The following is a 16549-nucleotide window of genomic DNA, read 5'->3' as shown; positions in this document are numbered from 1 at the left end:
AGGGAATTTGGCCGAAGCTCGGATCGCATATGGATAGACGAGGGGCGGCCGAATGCGCGCTCTGATCGTGGACGATTCGCTGGAGGTGCGCGAGGTGATCGCGGCCTACCTGACGGCTGCGGGCTATCCCGATCCGGCCAAGTCGGCCGATGCCGAAGGCGCGCTGCGCCTGCTGGGAATCGATAGCGCCGGGATCACGGGCGATGCGGCCGTGCCGGCCGAGGGCATCGACGTGATCCTGATGGACATCATCATGCCCGGCATGGATGGCATCGAGGCCTGCGCCCGCATCAAGCGCAATGCCGGCACGGCCGAGACGCCGGTGCTGATGGTGTCCAGCCGCGACGACAACACCGCCCTGCAGCAGGCCTTCCTCGCCGGGGCATCGGACTATGTGCGCAAGCCGATCGAGCGCGTCGAGCTGCTGGCGCGCATCCGCTCGGCGCTGCGACTGAAGGCAGAGCTCGACCGCCGCCGCGTGCAGGAGATGGCCCTGCGCACCGAACTCGCCCGACTGCAGGCGTCGCTGACCGAGGCGGCGATTGACCAGCGGGCGGGCTTGCCGTCGGCGATCGTCGCCCTGGGCGTGGCCGACTTGGCGCTGGCCGCCGGGCGACCGGTCAGCCTGCTGGCGCTTGCGATCGACGGGTTCCCGCCGGCCGGCATCTCGCCCGCCCACGAGACGGCGCTCCTGCGCCGGGTGGTCGCTGCGATCGAGGCGCTGCCGGCAGGGCTCGGGGACCTGGTGGTGGCCGGGTCTGCACCCGGCTCCCTGCTGGTGCTGCTGGTCGACCGCCAGCCGGTGGAGGTGGTCGCGTTCGCCGATCGCATGCGCCTGGCGGTGGAGCGTTTGCGCATCGCCGGCATCGGCGGCGCACCTGCCACGGTCAGCATCGGCTTGGCCCACGGCCATGCCGGACAGACTGCGAACGGCTTGCTCGATCTGGCCCGGCGCACCCTCGGCGGGGCGATCGTGCGGGGCGGGAATCGGGTCGAGCAGGGGCCCTCAGCCGCTGCACGGCAGGATGGCCGAACCTTCGATCGCGTCTGACGGGAATGGCTGGATAGCGGCGTAATCGCTGGTTTCCGCAGGGCGCCAACTGCTTCCTTGCACGGCCGTGGTTTTTGACAGAACCTCGCGCCCTGACATGATGTTCGCCTAGCCCCGAAATGCTGCGAGGCCAACGGACGCTCGCGGTTCGCGCGACGATTCTTGCAATCGGCGTGCTGCTGCTGTGCCTGATGTGGGTCTACGTCCTTTATCAGAGCCGAAGCGAGCGGACGCTCGAATTGGCCACCGCCGGCCGCGATACGGCGAACCTTTCGCTGGCCTTCGAGGAACAGACGCAGCGCACCGTCGGCACCATCGAGCAGACGCTGGAGTTCCTGAAGCGCGAGTTCGAGCGCGATCCCGCCGCCTTCGACGTGCACGAGGCCTTCGAGCGCCTGCGCTCGGTCCGCGACATCACCTTCCAGCTTTCGCTGATCGGGGCCGACGGCATCATGCGCGGCAGCAGCCTGGACACCGCGCAGAACACGCTCGATCTGTCCGACCGGGAGCATTATCGGGTTCATGAGGCGGTCGATTCCCGCCAGGTCTTCATCAGCCGGCCGCTGATGGGCCGGCTGTCGCGGCGGATGTCGCTGAATATCAGCCGGCGGCTCAACACGCCGGACGGGAACTTCGCCGGCGTCATCGTGCTGTCCTTCAATCCGGAGACCTTCATCCGGCTCTACGAGCGGGTCGATCTTGGCCGTCATGGCGAGATGCTGCTGTTCGGCCAGGATGGGATCGTGCGCGCCGTCGGCGCCGCGCGGGCGGATGCGACCGGGGCCAACATCAACAGCAGCAACTTCTTCCGCCATATCCGGGATGCGATCGCGGCCCGGCCGAACGCCGGTGGCGCGGTCGAGATCGCCGGGCCCGTCGACCAGGTCGAGCGCATCTATTCCTACCAGCCGGTGGACGGGCTGCCGCTGATCGTTGCGGTCGGCATGTCGAAGGCCGAGATCCTGAACCGGGCCGACGAGCGGGAGCGCAACCGCTACGTGCTGCTGGGCGCGGTGACGCTGGCGATCCTCATGTTCCTGGCGGCGCTGATCGTCGAGGTCGGCCGCCGCCAGCGACGGGAGGACGAACTGGAGCGCGAGCGCGAGACGTTGCGCGACGCGACGGCCGCCCTGGCCGAAGCCAAGGGGCAGGCGGACGAGAAGACCCGGCTGCTGGAGACGACGCTCCTCAACATGAGCGACGGCATCAGCTTCTTCGACCAGGACCTTCGCCTGCAGGTATGGAACCGGCGGTTCCTGGATCTGGCCGGGATCGACGAGGACTTCGTCCATGTCGGCCAGTCCCTGGCCGAAATCCTGACCCACCAGGCCGGTAAGGGCGAGTTCGGGCCGGTCACGGCGGCCGACGAGGTGAGCCGCCGCGTGGCCGCGGTGCGCAGCGCCCCGATGATGGTCACGAACCGGCGGCGCCCGAACGGGCGCTTCATCGAGCTGCGGCGAACGCTCCAGCCCGATGGCGGCATCATCACGCTCTATACCGACGTGACCCTGCGCAAGCATTCCGAGGACGAGCTGGCGCGGGCCCGCGACACGGCCGAGCAGGCGCTTGCCGCGAAGTCCCGTTTCCTGGCCGTCGTCAGCCATGAGATCCGCACGCCGATGAATGGCGTGATCGGCACGCTCGAACTGCTGGCCGACACCGAGCTGTCGCGGGGGCAGCGCCGCTATGTGGAGATCGCGCGGTCGTCGGCCGAGGGGCTGGTCAGCATCATCAACGACATCCTCGACCTGTCGCGGCTTGAGGCCGACCGCATGCCGCTGGTGGCCGCCGATTTCGACATGCACGCCCTGCTGCATGGCGCCGTCGGGCTGTTCAGCGCCGCGGCCGACAGCAAGGGCATCGAGATCCACCTGTCGATCGCCCGCGATGTGCCGCGCTGGTGCCGCAGCGATGCCGGGCGGCTGCGCCAGATCCTGATCAACCTGCTGTCGAATGCCGTCAAGTTCACGACGACGGGGAATGTGCGTCTGTCGGTTGAGACGGTGTCGTCACGCCGGGCGGCCGGCGACGGGCCGTTCGAGCTGCGCTTCCTGGTGGCCGACAGCGGGCCCGGGGTCTCGCCCGCCGACCGCGACAAGCTGTTCCGGCCATTCTTCCAGATAGAATCCCATGAGGCGCAGCCCGGGTCCGGCCTGGGGCTGGCGATCGTGAAGGGGCTGGTGGATCGCTTCTCGGGCAGCCTTGGCCTGGCCGACCGGCCCGGCGGCGGGGCGATCTTCTGGGTCCGGCTGCCCATCCTGGCGGGCGGGCCGATCATCTCGGAGGTGGTGCCCGAGCCGACGGTGCCCGAGCCTACCGGGGCCAAGTTCAATATCCTGGTGGCCGAGGATTCGCCGGTGAACCAGCTCATCGCCACCGAGCAGCTACGCAGTGCCGGCCATGCCGTATCCATCGCCAACAACGGTCGTGAGGCGCTGGAGCGCGCGGTCGAGGCGACCTGGGACCTGATCCTGATGGACGTCATCATGCCCGAGATGGACGGGATCGAGGCCGCGCGCGCCATCCGCCGGCTGGCGCCGCCCTACGGCACGGTGCCCATCGTGGCGCTCACCGCCAACGTGATGACCGAGGACCGGGCGCGCATCCTGACCAGCGGCATGGACGGCGTGCTCGGCAAGCCGTTCAACCGAGCCCGCCTGCTGGACATGGTGGTGCGTTTCGCCCGGCGCCCCGTCGAAGAAGGGGTGGCGCCCGCCGTGCCGCCGCCCGCGGCCCTGCCGGCACCCGATCCGGTGCAGGATGCAGCGGAAGCCGCGGAGTTCGACGCCGCGCCGCTGGAGCGCATGCGATCGGATGTCGGGGCGGACGTGGCGGCCCGCCTGGCGCGCATGTTCGCGGGCGAACTGGCCGATCGCCGCGCCCTGATGGCGCGTGCCCTGGCCGCGGTCAACCTCATGGACCTCCGGCGGATCGCGCACACCATCAAGGGTGGCGCGCAGACATTCGGCCTGATGCGGCTGGCCGATGCCTCGCTCGAGCTGGAGCGGGCGGCCGATGCCGGGGCGACCGACCGGCTGGCTGGCCTGGTCGAGATCGTCGACGGCCATGCCGCCCGGGGGCTGGAGATCCTGGAACGCGAGCTGGGGCCCGCGGCCTGACGCGGACGCGGCCAGCCCGGAGCGGCGCTACTGCGCGGCCATGACGATCGCGCGCTGCGGGTCGTGCCGCTCGATCAGCAGGGCACGCGCGGCCTGGAGGAAGAAGGCGATCTCTTCGCGCAGGGCGGCCGTCGGGTTGCGCGGGGCCGGCATGTCGAAGACCCAGCGCCGCACGGCATGCTGGAAGATCGCGCCATGCAGGCGCGCCGCCAGCTCCAGGTCGGCTGCGGCCGGCGCGTCGGGCCGCGCCAGGCCGGCCTCGCGCCGCAGTTCGCGGGCGATCGGCCGCAGCGCGCGGTCGCGCACGATGGTCTGGTGGCGCTTGTAGATGTCCATGCCCGCCAGTGAGGCGAAGAACAGGATACGGGTCCATTCCCGCGTCAGGATCGTGCCCGAGTAGTCGAGATAGAAGGTCTCCAGGCGATCCTGGAGCGGCACGTCGCCGCTGCGCAGGCCGTCCCGCCATTCGGGCTTCCAGCGATCGTCGTAGAGCCGTTCGACAACGCGCGCGATCAGTGCGTCCTTGCTGGGGAAATAGTGATAGAGCAGCGGCTGGCTGACGCCGATCGACCGCGCCAAGTCGCGCGTGTTTCCATGCAGGCCATGGTCAGCGAAGAACAGTATCGCCCGATCGACGATTGCGGCTTCACGGCTGTTGACCTGGGTTACCTCGACCGCCTCTTCGATCGCGTCTGCCGGTCGTGAATTTCGTCTTCCGTGCATGCCCACCCCGTTTGTTTGCGGCCGACCACTCCCGTTCCGTGACTGGCCGCAGATCGCAGGGCATCACTTACCGCAGGAGACGATCATATAACATTTTTCTCTTACCGTATAACATGGTGGAACAGGTCTGCGAAGACCAGCGTTCCGCGCATCAATCCTGCGACCCTGTCAGTCGCCGCACGGCATCCAGGAGGATGGCGGCCGAGTCCACCATCTGCGAGAGCGGCACGCTCTCGTTGGCGGCATGGCCCTCGGCGCCGGACCCCGGGCCGAAATTCACGATCTCGATGCCGTCGTCGGCAAAGTAGCGGCCGTCGCTGACGCCCGTCGCGTTGAGGAGCCGCGCGGGCGCGCCTGTCCGGCCCGCGATCGCGGCACCCAGCGCGGTCACGCCCGGTCCGTCGGCGGCGGCGCGAAAGCCGTTGGTGCCGGTCAGCTTCTCTAGCGTCCAGCTTCCGTCCGGTTCGCCGGCGGCGCTGAGGATCGCGTGCAGTTCAGCGAACGCGGCGTCCACCTTCTCGGCCGGAAGCAGGCGGCGGTCGATCGTCATGGCCGCGGCCGAAGGCACGACGTTGGCGTTGCTGCCGCCCTCGATCAGCCCGACATTGATGGTCGACTGCATGGCCCCGTCGCGGCGCGCATCCAGCGCGGGAACGAGGTTGGCCTCAAGTGCTGCGAGCAGTCGCGCGAGACGCAGGATGGCGCTGTCGCCGGCGGCCGGATTGCCCGCATGGGCGGCACGGCCGGTCGTGGCGACCCTGGCCCACAGCACGCCGCGCTCGGCCACGATCATCTGGTTCTCGGTCTGCGCGCCCAGGATCAGCACGTCCGGCCGTACATGGCCGGCCTGGCGCAGGAAGGCCATGCCGTGCGGCCCGAGATTCTCCTCGTCGGCCACGAAGGTGAAGGTGACGGTGCCCCGCCGCGGCCCGCCGCGGCGCGCGATCTCCTCGGCCAGCCAGAGCTGGACTGCCATCGAGCCCTTGCAGTTGCCGGCCCCCAGCCCGTGGATCCGGTCGCCGCTCCGCTCGGCGCGGTAGGGATCGGTCGCCCACTTGCCGCGGTCGCCCATGGCCACCGTGTCGGAATGGGCGTTGAACACGAGGTGCGGCGCCCCCTCGCCCAGGCTGGCGACGACATTGTCGACGCCAGGCTCCTCCGACATGATCGCCGTGCGGTAGCCGGCCCGGCGCAGGCGGTCGGCGGCATAGGCCGAGATGGCGACGCTGTCGCCCGGCGGGTAGGGCGATGGGATGGCGATGAGGTCGGCCAGGATGCCGGCCAGTTCGTCGCCCAGGGCGGATTCGTTCATGCTTGGACCCTTCCTACGCAGCACCGCGCCGCAGCCGTTCGCCGCGCCGCCGCAGATACTCGACCGCCGCCATCAGCGCCACCGACATGAGGACGAGCATGGTGGCGGCGGCCGCGATGGTCAGGCTGATGTTTTCGTTGATGCCGGCAAACATCTGGCGCGGCAGCGTCCGCTGACCGGCCCCGGCCAGGAAGAAGGCGACGACCACCTCGTCGAAGGAGGTCGCAAACGCAAAGAGCGCGCCGGACGCCACGCCCGGCACCACCAGCGGCAGCATCACCCGGCGGAAGACGGTCCATGGGCCGGCGCCCAGGCTGGCGCCGGCGCGCATCAGCGTGCGGTCGAAGCCCGCCAGCGTCGCCTGCACCGTCACCACCACGAAGGGGGCGCCAAGCGCGGTATGGGCCAGGATCAGCCCCAGGTAGCTGTTGGCCAGGCCGGCCGCGGCAAAGGCGAAATAGACGCCGACGGCCACCACGATGATCGGCATCACCATCGGCGTCATCAGGGCTGCGGTGACGAGGCCGCGCAGCGGGAAGGGGGCGAGCCACAGGCCGATCGCCGCCAGGGTGCCCAGCACCGTCGCCAGCAGGGTCGACGGGATGGCGACGATGATGCTGTTGCCGAGCGCCGGCAGCCAGAACGCCGACGTGAAGAAATCGACGTACCAGCGCAGGCTGAGGCCCGGCAGCGGGTATTGCAGGAACGAGCCGGCGCTGAAGGACAAGGGCGCGATCGCCACGATCGGCGCCAGCAGGAACAGCATGACCAGGGCCAGGTGCAGCCACAGCCAGAGCCGGGCGACGCGCTGGCCGGCGGTATCGTTGCTGTTTCCCATCTTTCAGCCCAGCCGGGGAATCTGGCCGCCGGCCAGGCGCCGGTACAGCAGCAGCAGGGCGGCGGTGGCCGCCACCAGCAGGATCGAGAGAGCCGCCGCCATGCCCCAGTTGATCGTGCGGCTGGCATAGAAGGCGATGAAGTAGCTGACCATCTGGTCCTCCGCGCCGCCGACCAGCGCCGGGGTGACGTAGTAGCCGATGGCTTGGATGAAGACGAGCAGGCAGCCGGCCGCCACGCCGGCCCCCGTCTGCGGCAGGAACACCCGGCGGAAGACGGTGAAGGGGGCCGCCCCCAGCGACGACGCCGCGCGCAGGTGGGCCGCCGGGATCGACCGCATGACGCTGTAGAGCGGCAGGATCATGAAGGGCAGCAGGATGTGGACCATGGCGACATAGACCGCGAAGCGGTTGTAGAGCATCGGCAGCGGCTCTGCCGTCAGCCCGATGCCGAGCAGGACCGAGTTGATCACGCCCTCGCGTTGCAGCAGCACGACCCAGGCGGCAGTGCGCACCAGCAGCGAGGTCCAGAAGGGCACCAGGATCAGGATCAGCAGCGGGTTGGCGATCCGTTCCGGCAGGCGCGCCAGCAGGTAGGCGGCGGGGTAGCCCAGCCCCAGGCAGATCAGCGTTACCACCACGGAAATCCAGAGCGTGCGGCCCAGCACGGTGCGGAACACCGCCTGGTCGGCGGGCTGGCCGGCGATGGCGCCGTCGGCATCGCGCCGCAGGTCGAGTGCGGCCAGCAGGTGCAGGTCGGTGACCGGCCCGCCGGCGCGGCGCAGGGCGGCCCAGTTCTCCCGCTCGCCCCATAGCGGGTTCAGGGCGATCAGCGCGCCCTGCATGTCGGGCGCGCCCTCGGCCGGCAGGCGGCGTGCCGTGGCGAACAAGAGCGAGCGATAGCCGTTGACGTCGTAGTTCAGGCGCGTGGCCACGCTGGCCAGCGTGCCGGCGGTGCGCGCCTGGCGGATGTCGGCTACCAGGGCCGCAAAGGCCGGCTCCAGCGGCAGGGCGCGGCCGTCCCAGCCTTGCAGCGCGGCCAGTGTCCGCGGGAAGACCGGCGCCACCTCGGCGTCGCCGACGGCGCGCCACATCATGGCGCCGATCGGCGCCAGGAACGTCACCAGCAGGAAGAGGAAGAGGGGCGCCACCAGCGCCGCTGCCCGCCAGCGGGCAGGGTTCGGTGGCGCCCGGCCCGCGAGGGCGGGCTTGCTCAACTGCACGTCAGCGGGCAACCCAGGCGTTGAACCGCTGGTTCAGCTTGTCGATGTTCTCGACCCAGAACGGCTCGTCGATGTAGAGCGCGCTGGCGATGTTCTCCGATGCGGTCGGCAACTGCGGCAGGACCGCCTTGTCGATCGACGCGTTGGCTCCCTTGTGGGTGACGCCGTAGGGAATGAGCGGGGGCAGCTTGGCCTGGTTCTCGGGCTTGCTGACATAGGCGATGTAGGATTCGCCGAGCGCCTTGTTGGGCGAACCCTTCATGATCACCCAGGAATCGACCGTGTAGAGCGAATTGGTCCAGACGATCTGGAAATTCTTCTTGTCGGTCTTGTTGGCGGCCGCGATGCGGCCGTTATAGGCCACCGTCATGGCGACCTCGCCCGCGGCCAGGAGCTGGGGCGGCTGCGAGCCCTTTTCCCACCAGACGATGCTGGGCTTCAACTGGTCCAGCTTGCGGAACGCGCGCTCGACGCCGGCATCGGTCGACAGCAGTTTGTAGACGTCGGCCGGGGCGACGCCGTCGGCCATCAGGGCGAACTCCAGGTTCGTCTTGGCGCCCTTGCGCAGGCCGCGCTTGCCCGGGAACTTCTGCACGTTCCAGAAGTCGGCCCAGTTCTTCGGGCCTTCCTTCATGCGGTCGGTGTCGAAGGCCATGATGAAGTTGTAGACGATGGCGCCGACGCCGCATTCATGCACGGCGTCCTTCAGGAAAGCGTCCTGGCCGCCATATTTCGACCAGTCGACCTTCTCGAACAGGCCTTCCTCGCAGCCGATCACCAGCTCCTCGGATTCGACCTGGACGACGTCCCAGGTATTGGCGCCGCCCTGGAGCTTGGCGCGCAGCACGCCGATGCCGCCGTCCCAGCTCTCCTCGACCATCTTGGTCTTCGAGCTGTCCATGTAGGGCTTGAAGTAGACTTCGCGCTGGGCGTCCTGGTAGGCGCCGCCCCAGGACACGACCGTCAGGTCGCGCGCGCTGGCCGTGCCCGCGACCAGGGTCGCGGCCGCCGCCAGCATCCATCCCCGTCCCATCCGACTTGCCATCGATCCTCCTTGTGCCGGACGCGAGAAAGCGCCGGCCAGTGCCGCATTCTAGTCGAAGGCGGGAACCGGCCGAAAGCACCGCGATCGGCCGAAACGTCGCGCACGCGCCGGAACGCTGTTGCGCGGGACGACAGGCCTTGTCACCTTGCGCCGCCATGACATCATCAGACGCCGGCGGCCGGGTCCGCCCCTCCATTTCCGCCCTGTTCGGAACCGCCAAGCCCGTCATCGGGATGGCCCATCTGCTGCCGCTGCCCGGCAGCCCGCTCTACGACCGCAAGGCGGGCGTCGACGGCATCGCCGAGGCCGTGGCCCGCGACGTGGCCGCCCTCCAGGCGGGCGGCGTCGACGGGATCATGTTCGGCAACGAGGGCGACCGGCCCTACGTCCTGGCGGCCCCGCCCGAGGCGCTGGCCGCGATGGCCGCCGTGGTCGCGCGCGTCAGCCCGACCATCAAGGTGCCGTTCGGCGTCGATTTCCTGTGGGACCCGGTTGCCACCGTGGCGCTCGCCGTGGCGACGGGCGCGCGCTTTGCCCGCGAGGTCTTCACCGGCGTCTATGACAGCGACATGGGCCTGTGGAAGCCCGATGCCGCGACCGCGCTGCGCCGCCGGGTGGAACTGGACCGCGACGACCTGGTGCTGCTGTTCAACGTCAATGCCGAGTTCGCGGCGCCGCTCGGCGACCGTGACGTGGCGACCAAGGCCAAGAGTGCGGTCTTCTCCTCGCTGGCCGACGTCGTCTGCGTGTCCGGCCCGATGACGGGCGAGGTGGCGGAGGATTCGCTGTTCGCCAAGGTGAAGGCGGCGGTCGGCGCCACCCCGGTCTTCGCCAACACCGGCGTCAACAAGGACAATGTCGCCGGCATCCTGAAGCATGGCGATGGCTGCGTCGTCGGGACCCACCTGAAGAAGGACGGGGTCACCTGGAACGCCGTCGACGGCGATCGGGTGGCGCGCTTCATGGACGCCGTGCGCGCCGCGCGCTGACGGCCATGGCGTTGCTGGTCGGGCTCGATATCGGCACCACTTCGACCATCGGCACGCTGATCCGGCCGGACGGGGCGATGCTGGCGACGACCAGCCGACCCGTCCGCCTCTACGCCGAGCATGCCGGCTGGGCGGAGGAGGAGGCCGAGGAATGGTGGGCCAACGCCTGCGCCATCCTGCGGGAGTTGTCTGCGGCGGCCACCATGGCGGGCGATGCGATCGCCTGCGTCGGCGTCACCGGCATGCTGCCGGCGGTCGTGCTGCTCGATGCCGACGACCGGCCGATCCGGCGCAGCATCCAGCAGTCCGACGCGCGTGCCGGCGTCGAGGTGGAGGAGATGCGGCGGTCGGTCGACGAGCGGGCGTTCTTCGCGCGCACCGGCTGTGGCATCAACCAGCAACTGGTGGCACCCACCCTGCGCTGGATAGAGAAGCACGAGCCGGACGCCTTCGCCCGCATCGCCACCGTCTTCGGCTCCTACGACTTCGTCACCCATCGACTCACCGGTGCCCGCACGGTCGAGCAGAACTGGGCCCTGGAATCGGGCTTCCTCCTGCTGGAGGAGCGGCAGTTCGCGGACGACCTGCTGGCGCTGGGCGGTCTGCGCCCGGACCAGATGGCGGCCGTGCGGGCGCCGCTAGACATCGTAGGCGGCGTGACCGCCGCTGCTGCTGCCGCGACCGGACTGGCCCAGGGCACGCCCGTGATCGCCGGGGTGGCCGACCATGCCGCCTCGACCTTTGCCGCCGGCGTGGTGGCCGATGGCGACGTGCTGCTGAAGTTCGGCGGGTCGGGCGACATTATGGCGGCGACGCGGGCGCCGGTCGGCGACCCGCGGCTCTACAACGATTTCCACGTCATTCCTGGCCTCTTCATGCCCAACGGCTGCATGGCCGCATCGGGGGCGGCCCTCAACTGGCTGGCGGCGACGGTGGCGGCGGGCGTGGCGCGCGGGGAGGGGCAGACCGTCCACCAGGCCCTCGACCGGCTGGCCGTGGCGACGGCGCCCGGCGCCGAGGGACTGATCTTCCTGCCCTACGTCCTGGGCGAGAAGACCCCGCTGCACGATCCCGACGCCCGCGGCGTGCTGCTGGGCCTGGGCCTGCACCATGGCACGGGCCATGTCTGGCGGGCGGCACTTGAGGGCATCGCCTTCGGTTTCCGCCACCATCTCGATGTCTTCGCGGAGGCCGGCCTGGCGGCCGACCGCTTCCGGGCATCCGATGGCGGTGCCTCCAGCCGGATCTGGATGCAGATCGTGGCCGACGTGATCCAGCGGCCGATCCAGTTGCTCAAGGGCCATCCCGGCTCGGCACTGGGTGCTGCCTTCGTCGCCGGCTTCGCCATCGGCGCCTTCGACCGCTGGGACCAGATCGACCGCTTCGTCGCGGCGGGCGAGACGATCCAGCCGAATCCATCCCTGGCCGGCCGCTACGACCGGCTCTACGGCATCTATCGTGAGGCCTACGAGCGGCTGCGGACCTTGTTTCCCCTACTGGCTGCGGCGTGAACCCTACCGGACCTGCCCCGCCGCGATGTTGACCGCCAGGGCCAGCAGGACCGTGTTGAACAGGAACGACAGCACGCCATGCGCCAGGACGAGGCGGCGCAGGCCGGTGGTTTCGACCTGCACATCGGACACCTGGGCCGTCATGCCGATGACGAAGGCGTGGTAGAGGAAATCCCAGATCACGGGCTCCGGCGTGGCCGGAAAGGCGAAGCCGCCGCGGTCGACCCGGGGGCCTCCGGGCGGGCCGGCGTCGCGATAGTAGAGGTGGGCATAGCGGAAGGCAGCGATCGTGTGCAGCGTCAGCCAGCCGAGCAGCACCCCCGCGATCGACAGGGTGAGGTCGAGCGGCGCCACCGGGCCTGAGCGACCCAGCAGCGAGAAGATGGCACCCAGGCTGAGGCCGATCGCCGCCAGCGTCAGCAACACGATGACGATAATGCCCTCGTCCTCGTACTCGGCCTTCTCGCGAATGTCGTCGGGCGTGGCGCGGACGGCGAAGAGGGCGGTCAGCAGCAGGTAGATGCCGAACAGCACGTCGCCCGCCAGCACGAAGCGCAAGGCGGGGTCGAGGCCGCCGGTTGCGGCCCAAACCCCGATGGCGCAGAGGCCGGCGGCATAGAACCGCCCATGATGCCGGAAATGGACGCCAGTCCCGGCGATCATGGGCGGTCCTCTAGAAGAAGAGGATGTGGTCGGCGGCGATCGCCGCCGGCTGCACCCCCGCCAGCAGCAGCGAGTTGCCGCCGCCGAGGTCGATCGTGGTGCCCTCGCCGCTGGCCGTCATCCGGGCCTGCAGCTCGGCGAAGGTGTCGATGCCGCTGCCATTGAGATTGGCCTCGAGCTCCAGCCGGTCGCCCTGGCTGCCGGCGAAGTCGGTGATGCGATCGGCCCCGCCGCCCGAACGGAAGACGAAGCGGTCGGCACCGGCACCCCCGGTCAGCGTGTCCTGGCCGAGGTCGCCACTCAGCCGGTCGTTGCCTTCGCCGCCAAAGAGCTGGTCGTTACCCTGGCCGCCGAAGACGGTGTCGTTGCCGAGATCGCCATAGACCAGGTCGTTGCCGATGCTGCCATTGACGTGCCAGTCGTCGCCGCCGCCACCGAAGACGGTGTCGTCGCCCTGGCCGCCACGGACATAGTCCTGGCCGGCGCCGCCGGTGACGAAGTCGTTCCCCTGGTTGCCGTTCAGGTCGTCGTCGCCGCCATTGCCGTTGACGACGTCGTTGCCGTTCATGCCAACGATGGTGTCGGCCGCCAGGCTGCCGATCACGACATCGTCGCCCGCCAGGAAGGACTGGACCAAGCCCAACGAATCCTCGACCTGGAGGAAATCGATATAGCCGTCGATGGCGTCGAGCGCGAAGCCGGTGCCGACGAAGACCTCGTCGCCCTCGTAGTCGTAGGCGGTGAAGGAATAGATGGTGCCGCCGACGAAGTCGTCGCCGACGACCTCGAAGTCACCTTCCCACTCCGCCCCGGAATCGCCCGGCCCGTCGAACAGCACCGACGCCGCATTGTAGTAGATCTGGAAATAGTCGGGGGCCCCGAACCAGAAGTCGCCCGACAGCATGTTGATGGATTGTTTGGCAGTCAGGGTGCCCATGGTGCCTCGCCCGGATCAGATTGGAAAATGAACGAGGGGGCGGCCGGCGGCCGCCCCCCGCGATGGCCGGTCAATCGACCTTGGCGCCAGACTTCTGCACGCGGTCCTTCCACTTCACCATGTCGGCGGCGTGGACTTCCTTGAACTTCTCGATGGTGCTGGGCAGCGAGACGAGGCCCAGGTCCTGCATCTTCTTGTCGAAGGCGGGGTCGCGGAGCGCCTTGTTCAGCTCCGCGTTCATGCGCTGGACGATCGGCTGCGGCGTGCCTTTGGGGGCGAAGATGCCGTACCAGGTGGTGCTTTCCCAGCCCGGCAGGTTGCAGGCCTGGGCCACCGTCGGGACACCCGCGAGCGAGGGCATCGGCTCGGCCGTGGTGACGGCCAGGGCCTTGAAGGCGCCGGCCTTCACCTGGCCCATGATCGAGATGCTTTGCTGGAACATGAACTGCGATTCGCCCGACATCATCGCGTTCAGGGCCGGCGGCGTGCCGCGATAGGGGACATGGACGATGTCGACGCCCGCGGCCGCGGCGAACTGGGCGCCGGCCAGATGGCCCGAGGCGCCGTTGCCGGTGGAGGCGTAGAGCAGCTTGCCCGGCTCCTTCTTGGCCTTCTGCACCAGGTCGGCGCAGGTATTCACATCGGGCACGATCTTTGGGTTGACGATCAGGATGTTGGGCACGTCGGCGATCAGCGCGACATGCTCGAAGTCCTTCATCACGTCGAAGCTCAGCTTGGGGTAGAGCGCGGCGTTGATCGCGTGGGTGCCGGCCGTGCCCATGTAGAAGGTGTAGCCGTCGGGCTTGGCGCGGGCCACGAACTCCGACCCGACATTGCCGCCGGCGCCGGACTTGTTCTCGATGATGATGGTCTGGCCCAGCGCCTTGGACACCGGCTCGGCCAGCAGCCGGGCGACGATGTCGGTGCCGGCGCCGGTCGGGAAGCCGCCGATGATCTGGATGGCCTGGGCCTTGGGCCACTCCTGGGCGGCGGCGGGCAGGGCCAGCGCCACGGTGGCGGCGCCGGCGGCGAGGAGGGCACGGCGGGTAATCGTCATCGGAAACTCCTGATGGTTGGAATGATGGTGCCGCCTACTCGCGCAGAGCCTCTTCGCGCTTGCGCCGCAGGGCGGGAAACAGGACGGCCGCCAGCAGCACGGCGGAGATGGCCAGCAGCACGGCCGATACCGGGCGCTCGACGAAGACCCACGGGTCGCCGCGGCTGACCAGCAAGGCGCGGCGCAGGTTCTCCTCCATCAGCGGCCCCAGCACGAAGCCCAGCAGCAAGGGGGCGGGCTCGCAGCCGAACTTCAGCAGCAGGTAGCCGAGCAGGCCGAAGACCAGCATCAGCAGCACGTCGAAGGACGAGTTGTTCAGCGAATAGACGCCTATGCAGCACATCAGCAGGATGATTGGATGCAGCAGCCGGTAGGGCAGGCGCAGCAACTGCACCCACAGGCCGATCATCGGCAGGTTGATGATCAGCAGCATCAGGTTGCCGATCCACATGCTGCAGACGATGCCCCAGAAGAAGGCCGGCTGCTCGGTGATGATGCGCGGGCTGGGCGTGACGCCGAATATCTGCATGGCCCCCATCATCAGGGCCATCAGGGCGTTGGCGGGGATGCCCAGGGTGAGGGTCGGGATGAAGGAGGCCTGCGAGGCGGCGTTGTTGGCGCTCTCGGGCCCGGCCACGCCTTCGACCGCACCCTTGCCGAAGCGCGACGGGTCGCGGGCGATCTTCTTTTCCAGCGCATAGGAGGCGAACGCGGCCAGGGCGGCACTGCCGCCGGGCAGCACGCCCACCAGCGAGCCCAGGATCGTGCCGCGGACCGCGGCGGGGGCAGCTTGGCGGAACTCCGCCTTGGTCGGCCACAGCCGGCCGATGACGGCGGTCAGGGCGGGGGCGTGCTGGCGCTCGAGGTTGACCAGGATATCGGCCACGCCGAACAGCCCCATGGCGATGATGACGAAGCCGACGCCATCGGCCAGCTCGGGGAAGCCCAGCGTGAACCGCTCGTTGCCGGAATTGAGGTCGGTGCCGATCAGGCCCAGGAATAGGCCCAGCAGGGTGACGGCGATGGCCTTCACGACCGACCCGTGCGCCAGCACGATGGCGCCGATCAGCCCCACCATCATCAGCGAGAAATATTCGGGCGCCTGGAACTGCAGGCCGAGCGCCGCCAGCGGCGGCGACGCCACCGCGATCACCAGCGTCGAGACGCTGCCGGCGAAGAACGAGCCCAGTGCGGCGATGGCCAGCGCGGCACCGGCGCGGCCGTTGCGCGCCATCTGGTAGCCGTCCAGCGTCGTCACCACCGACGACGTCTCGCCCGGCAGGTTGACCAGGATGGCAGTGGTCGAGCTGCCGTACTGGGCGCCGTAATAGATGCCGGCCAGCATGATCAGCGCCGTCACCGGCTCCAGGTGATAGGTCAGCGGCAGCAGCATGGCGATGGTCGCCAGCGGCCCGATCCCGGGCAGAACGCCGATCAGCGTGCCGACCAGCGCGCCCACCAGGCAGAAGAAGAGATTGGTCGGCGATACCGCGACGCCGAAGCCCAGCGCCAGGTTGTCGAGCAGCTCCATCAGCGGAACCAGAGCCGGATCGGTAGCTGCAACAGCTCGACGAAGAGAATGGCCGAGAATATCGCCGATATGACCGCCAGGGCGGCCGCCTGGAGCCAGCGCGTATGGCTGTCGGCGGCGGCGGCACCCGCGACCGCGGCGAAGGTCGCCAGCAGGATGCCGCCGGTGTCGATCAGCAGCGCGAAGGCGATGCCGCCCGCCAGCACGCCCACGAGCGGGCGCAAGCGCACCCGCTCGATCGTCTCGCCGTCGCGCAGGATACCGCCCAGCGCGATTACGCCGCCGAACAGGATCAGGAGCATCGACAGCCCGAACGGCACGAAGCCCGGGCCCATGCGGCGGGCGACGCCCATCGGCAGGTCGGTGCCTAGTGCCAGGCCGGCCACGCCGAACGCCGCCAGCAGCAGGCCGGCGGCAATATCCTTGCGTTTCAGGACCGTAGCCGCCCGGGCGGCTACGGTCATTGGGGTAATGCCCGACGAGGCGTCATCATCGGTCCCGGTGTTGTGAATGGCCGGCCGAACCTAGTGTGCGCTGCACCCATGCGTCAAC

General features: G+C 69.3%; 14 protein-coding genes. 4 read left to right on the top strand and 10 right to left on the bottom strand.

The annotated features are described in order from the left end of the window. The first annotated feature begins 52 nt into the window (after positions 1-52). On the top strand, positions 53-1051 hold the full coding sequence (locus STVA_RS14555) for a response regulator (RefSeq protein ID WP_123688632.1): 999 nt from the start codon (positions 53-55) through the stop codon (positions 1049-1051). A 119-nt stretch (positions 1052-1170) separates the two neighbouring features. Continuing rightward, positions 1171-4170 carry a PAS-domain containing protein gene (locus tag STVA_RS14550; protein ID WP_123688631.1) on the top strand — a complete coding sequence of 1000 codons (3000 nt, stop codon included), beginning with the start codon at positions 1171-1173 and terminating at the stop codon, positions 4168-4170. Positions 4171-4197: 27 nt separating this feature from the next. Here STVA_RS14550 and STVA_RS14545 read toward each other — a convergent pair whose 3' ends face one another. From STVA_RS14545 to STVA_RS14525, 5 genes are all read right to left on the bottom strand, one after another. Next, a complete protein-coding gene (locus tag STVA_RS14545; RefSeq protein WP_245978216.1) occupies positions 4198-4749 on the bottom strand; it encodes a TetR/AcrR family transcriptional regulator in 552 nt (183 codons plus the stop codon). 295 nt (positions 4750-5044) lie between these two features. Continuing rightward, positions 5045-6205 carry a M20 family metallopeptidase gene (locus STVA_RS14540; RefSeq protein ID WP_123688629.1) on the bottom strand — a complete coding sequence of 387 codons (1161 nt, stop codon included), beginning with the start codon at positions 6203-6205 and terminating at the stop codon, positions 5045-5047. Positions 6206-6218: 13 nt separating this feature from the next. Then, entirely contained in the window at positions 6219-7043 is an 825-nt protein-coding gene (locus STVA_RS14535; RefSeq protein ID WP_123688628.1) for an ABC transporter permease, read from the bottom strand. A gap of 3 nt (positions 7044-7046) precedes the next feature. Then, entirely contained in the window at positions 7047-8264 is a 1218-nt protein-coding gene (locus STVA_RS14530; protein WP_420822793.1) for an ABC transporter permease, read from the bottom strand. Position 8265: 1 nt separating this feature from the next. Then, the gene (locus tag STVA_RS14525; RefSeq protein WP_246782835.1) at positions 8266-9297 is read right to left on the bottom strand and encodes an ABC transporter substrate-binding protein; all 1032 of its coding nucleotides are present in this window, start codon (positions 9295-9297) and stop codon (positions 8266-8268) included. Between the two features lie 167 nt (positions 9298-9464). On the opposite strand from STVA_RS14525, the gene STVA_RS14520 reads away from it, so the two are divergent. Together STVA_RS14520 and STVA_RS14515 are read left to right on the top strand one after the other, a co-directional pair. Further along, positions 9465-10298, top strand: coding sequence for a BtpA family protein (locus STVA_RS14520; protein ID WP_123688626.1), 834 nt, complete (start codon positions 9465-9467; stop codon positions 10296-10298). Between the two features lie 5 nt (positions 10299-10303). After that, a complete protein-coding gene (locus STVA_RS14515; RefSeq protein WP_123688625.1) occupies positions 10304-11809 on the top strand; it encodes an FGGY-family carbohydrate kinase in 1506 nt (501 codons plus the stop codon). A 3-nt stretch (positions 11810-11812) separates the two neighbouring features. On the opposite strand, the gene STVA_RS14510 is transcribed toward STVA_RS14515, so the two are convergent. From STVA_RS14510 to STVA_RS14490, 5 genes are all read right to left on the bottom strand, one after another. Beyond that, positions 11813-12472: a DUF1345 domain-containing protein gene (locus STVA_RS14510; protein ID WP_123688624.1), complete on the bottom strand. Its 660-nt coding sequence runs from the start codon at positions 12470-12472 to the stop codon at positions 11813-11815. 10 nt (positions 12473-12482) lie between these two features. Next, positions 12483-13409 (bottom strand): calcium-binding protein, encoded by a 927-nt coding sequence (locus STVA_RS14505; protein ID WP_123688623.1) that lies wholly within the window; start codon positions 13407-13409, stop codon positions 12483-12485. A 70-nt stretch (positions 13410-13479) separates the two neighbouring features. Then, entirely contained in the window at positions 13480-14466 is a 987-nt protein-coding gene (locus tag STVA_RS14500; protein WP_123688622.1) for a Bug family tripartite tricarboxylate transporter substrate binding protein, read from the bottom strand. Positions 14467-14500: 34 nt separating this feature from the next. Continuing rightward, positions 14501-15997: a tripartite tricarboxylate transporter permease gene (locus STVA_RS14495; protein ID WP_123688621.1), complete on the bottom strand. Its 1497-nt coding sequence runs from the start codon at positions 15995-15997 to the stop codon at positions 14501-14503. Then, on the bottom strand, positions 15997-16461 hold the full coding sequence (locus STVA_RS14490; RefSeq protein ID WP_123688620.1) for a tripartite tricarboxylate transporter TctB family protein: 465 nt from the start codon (positions 16459-16461) through the stop codon (positions 15997-15999). Before STVA_RS14490 ends, STVA_RS14495 begins: the two co-directional genes overlap by 1 nt. Positions 16462-16549: the final 88 nt, after the last annotated feature.

The organism is Stella humosa, from assembly GCF_006738645.1.
Lineage (GTDB): Bacteria > Pseudomonadota > Alphaproteobacteria > ATCC43930 > Allostellaceae > Allostella > Allostella humosa.
The sequence above is the reverse complement of the archived record's forward strand: the minus strand, read 5'-3'. Positions and strand labels throughout refer to the sequence as shown.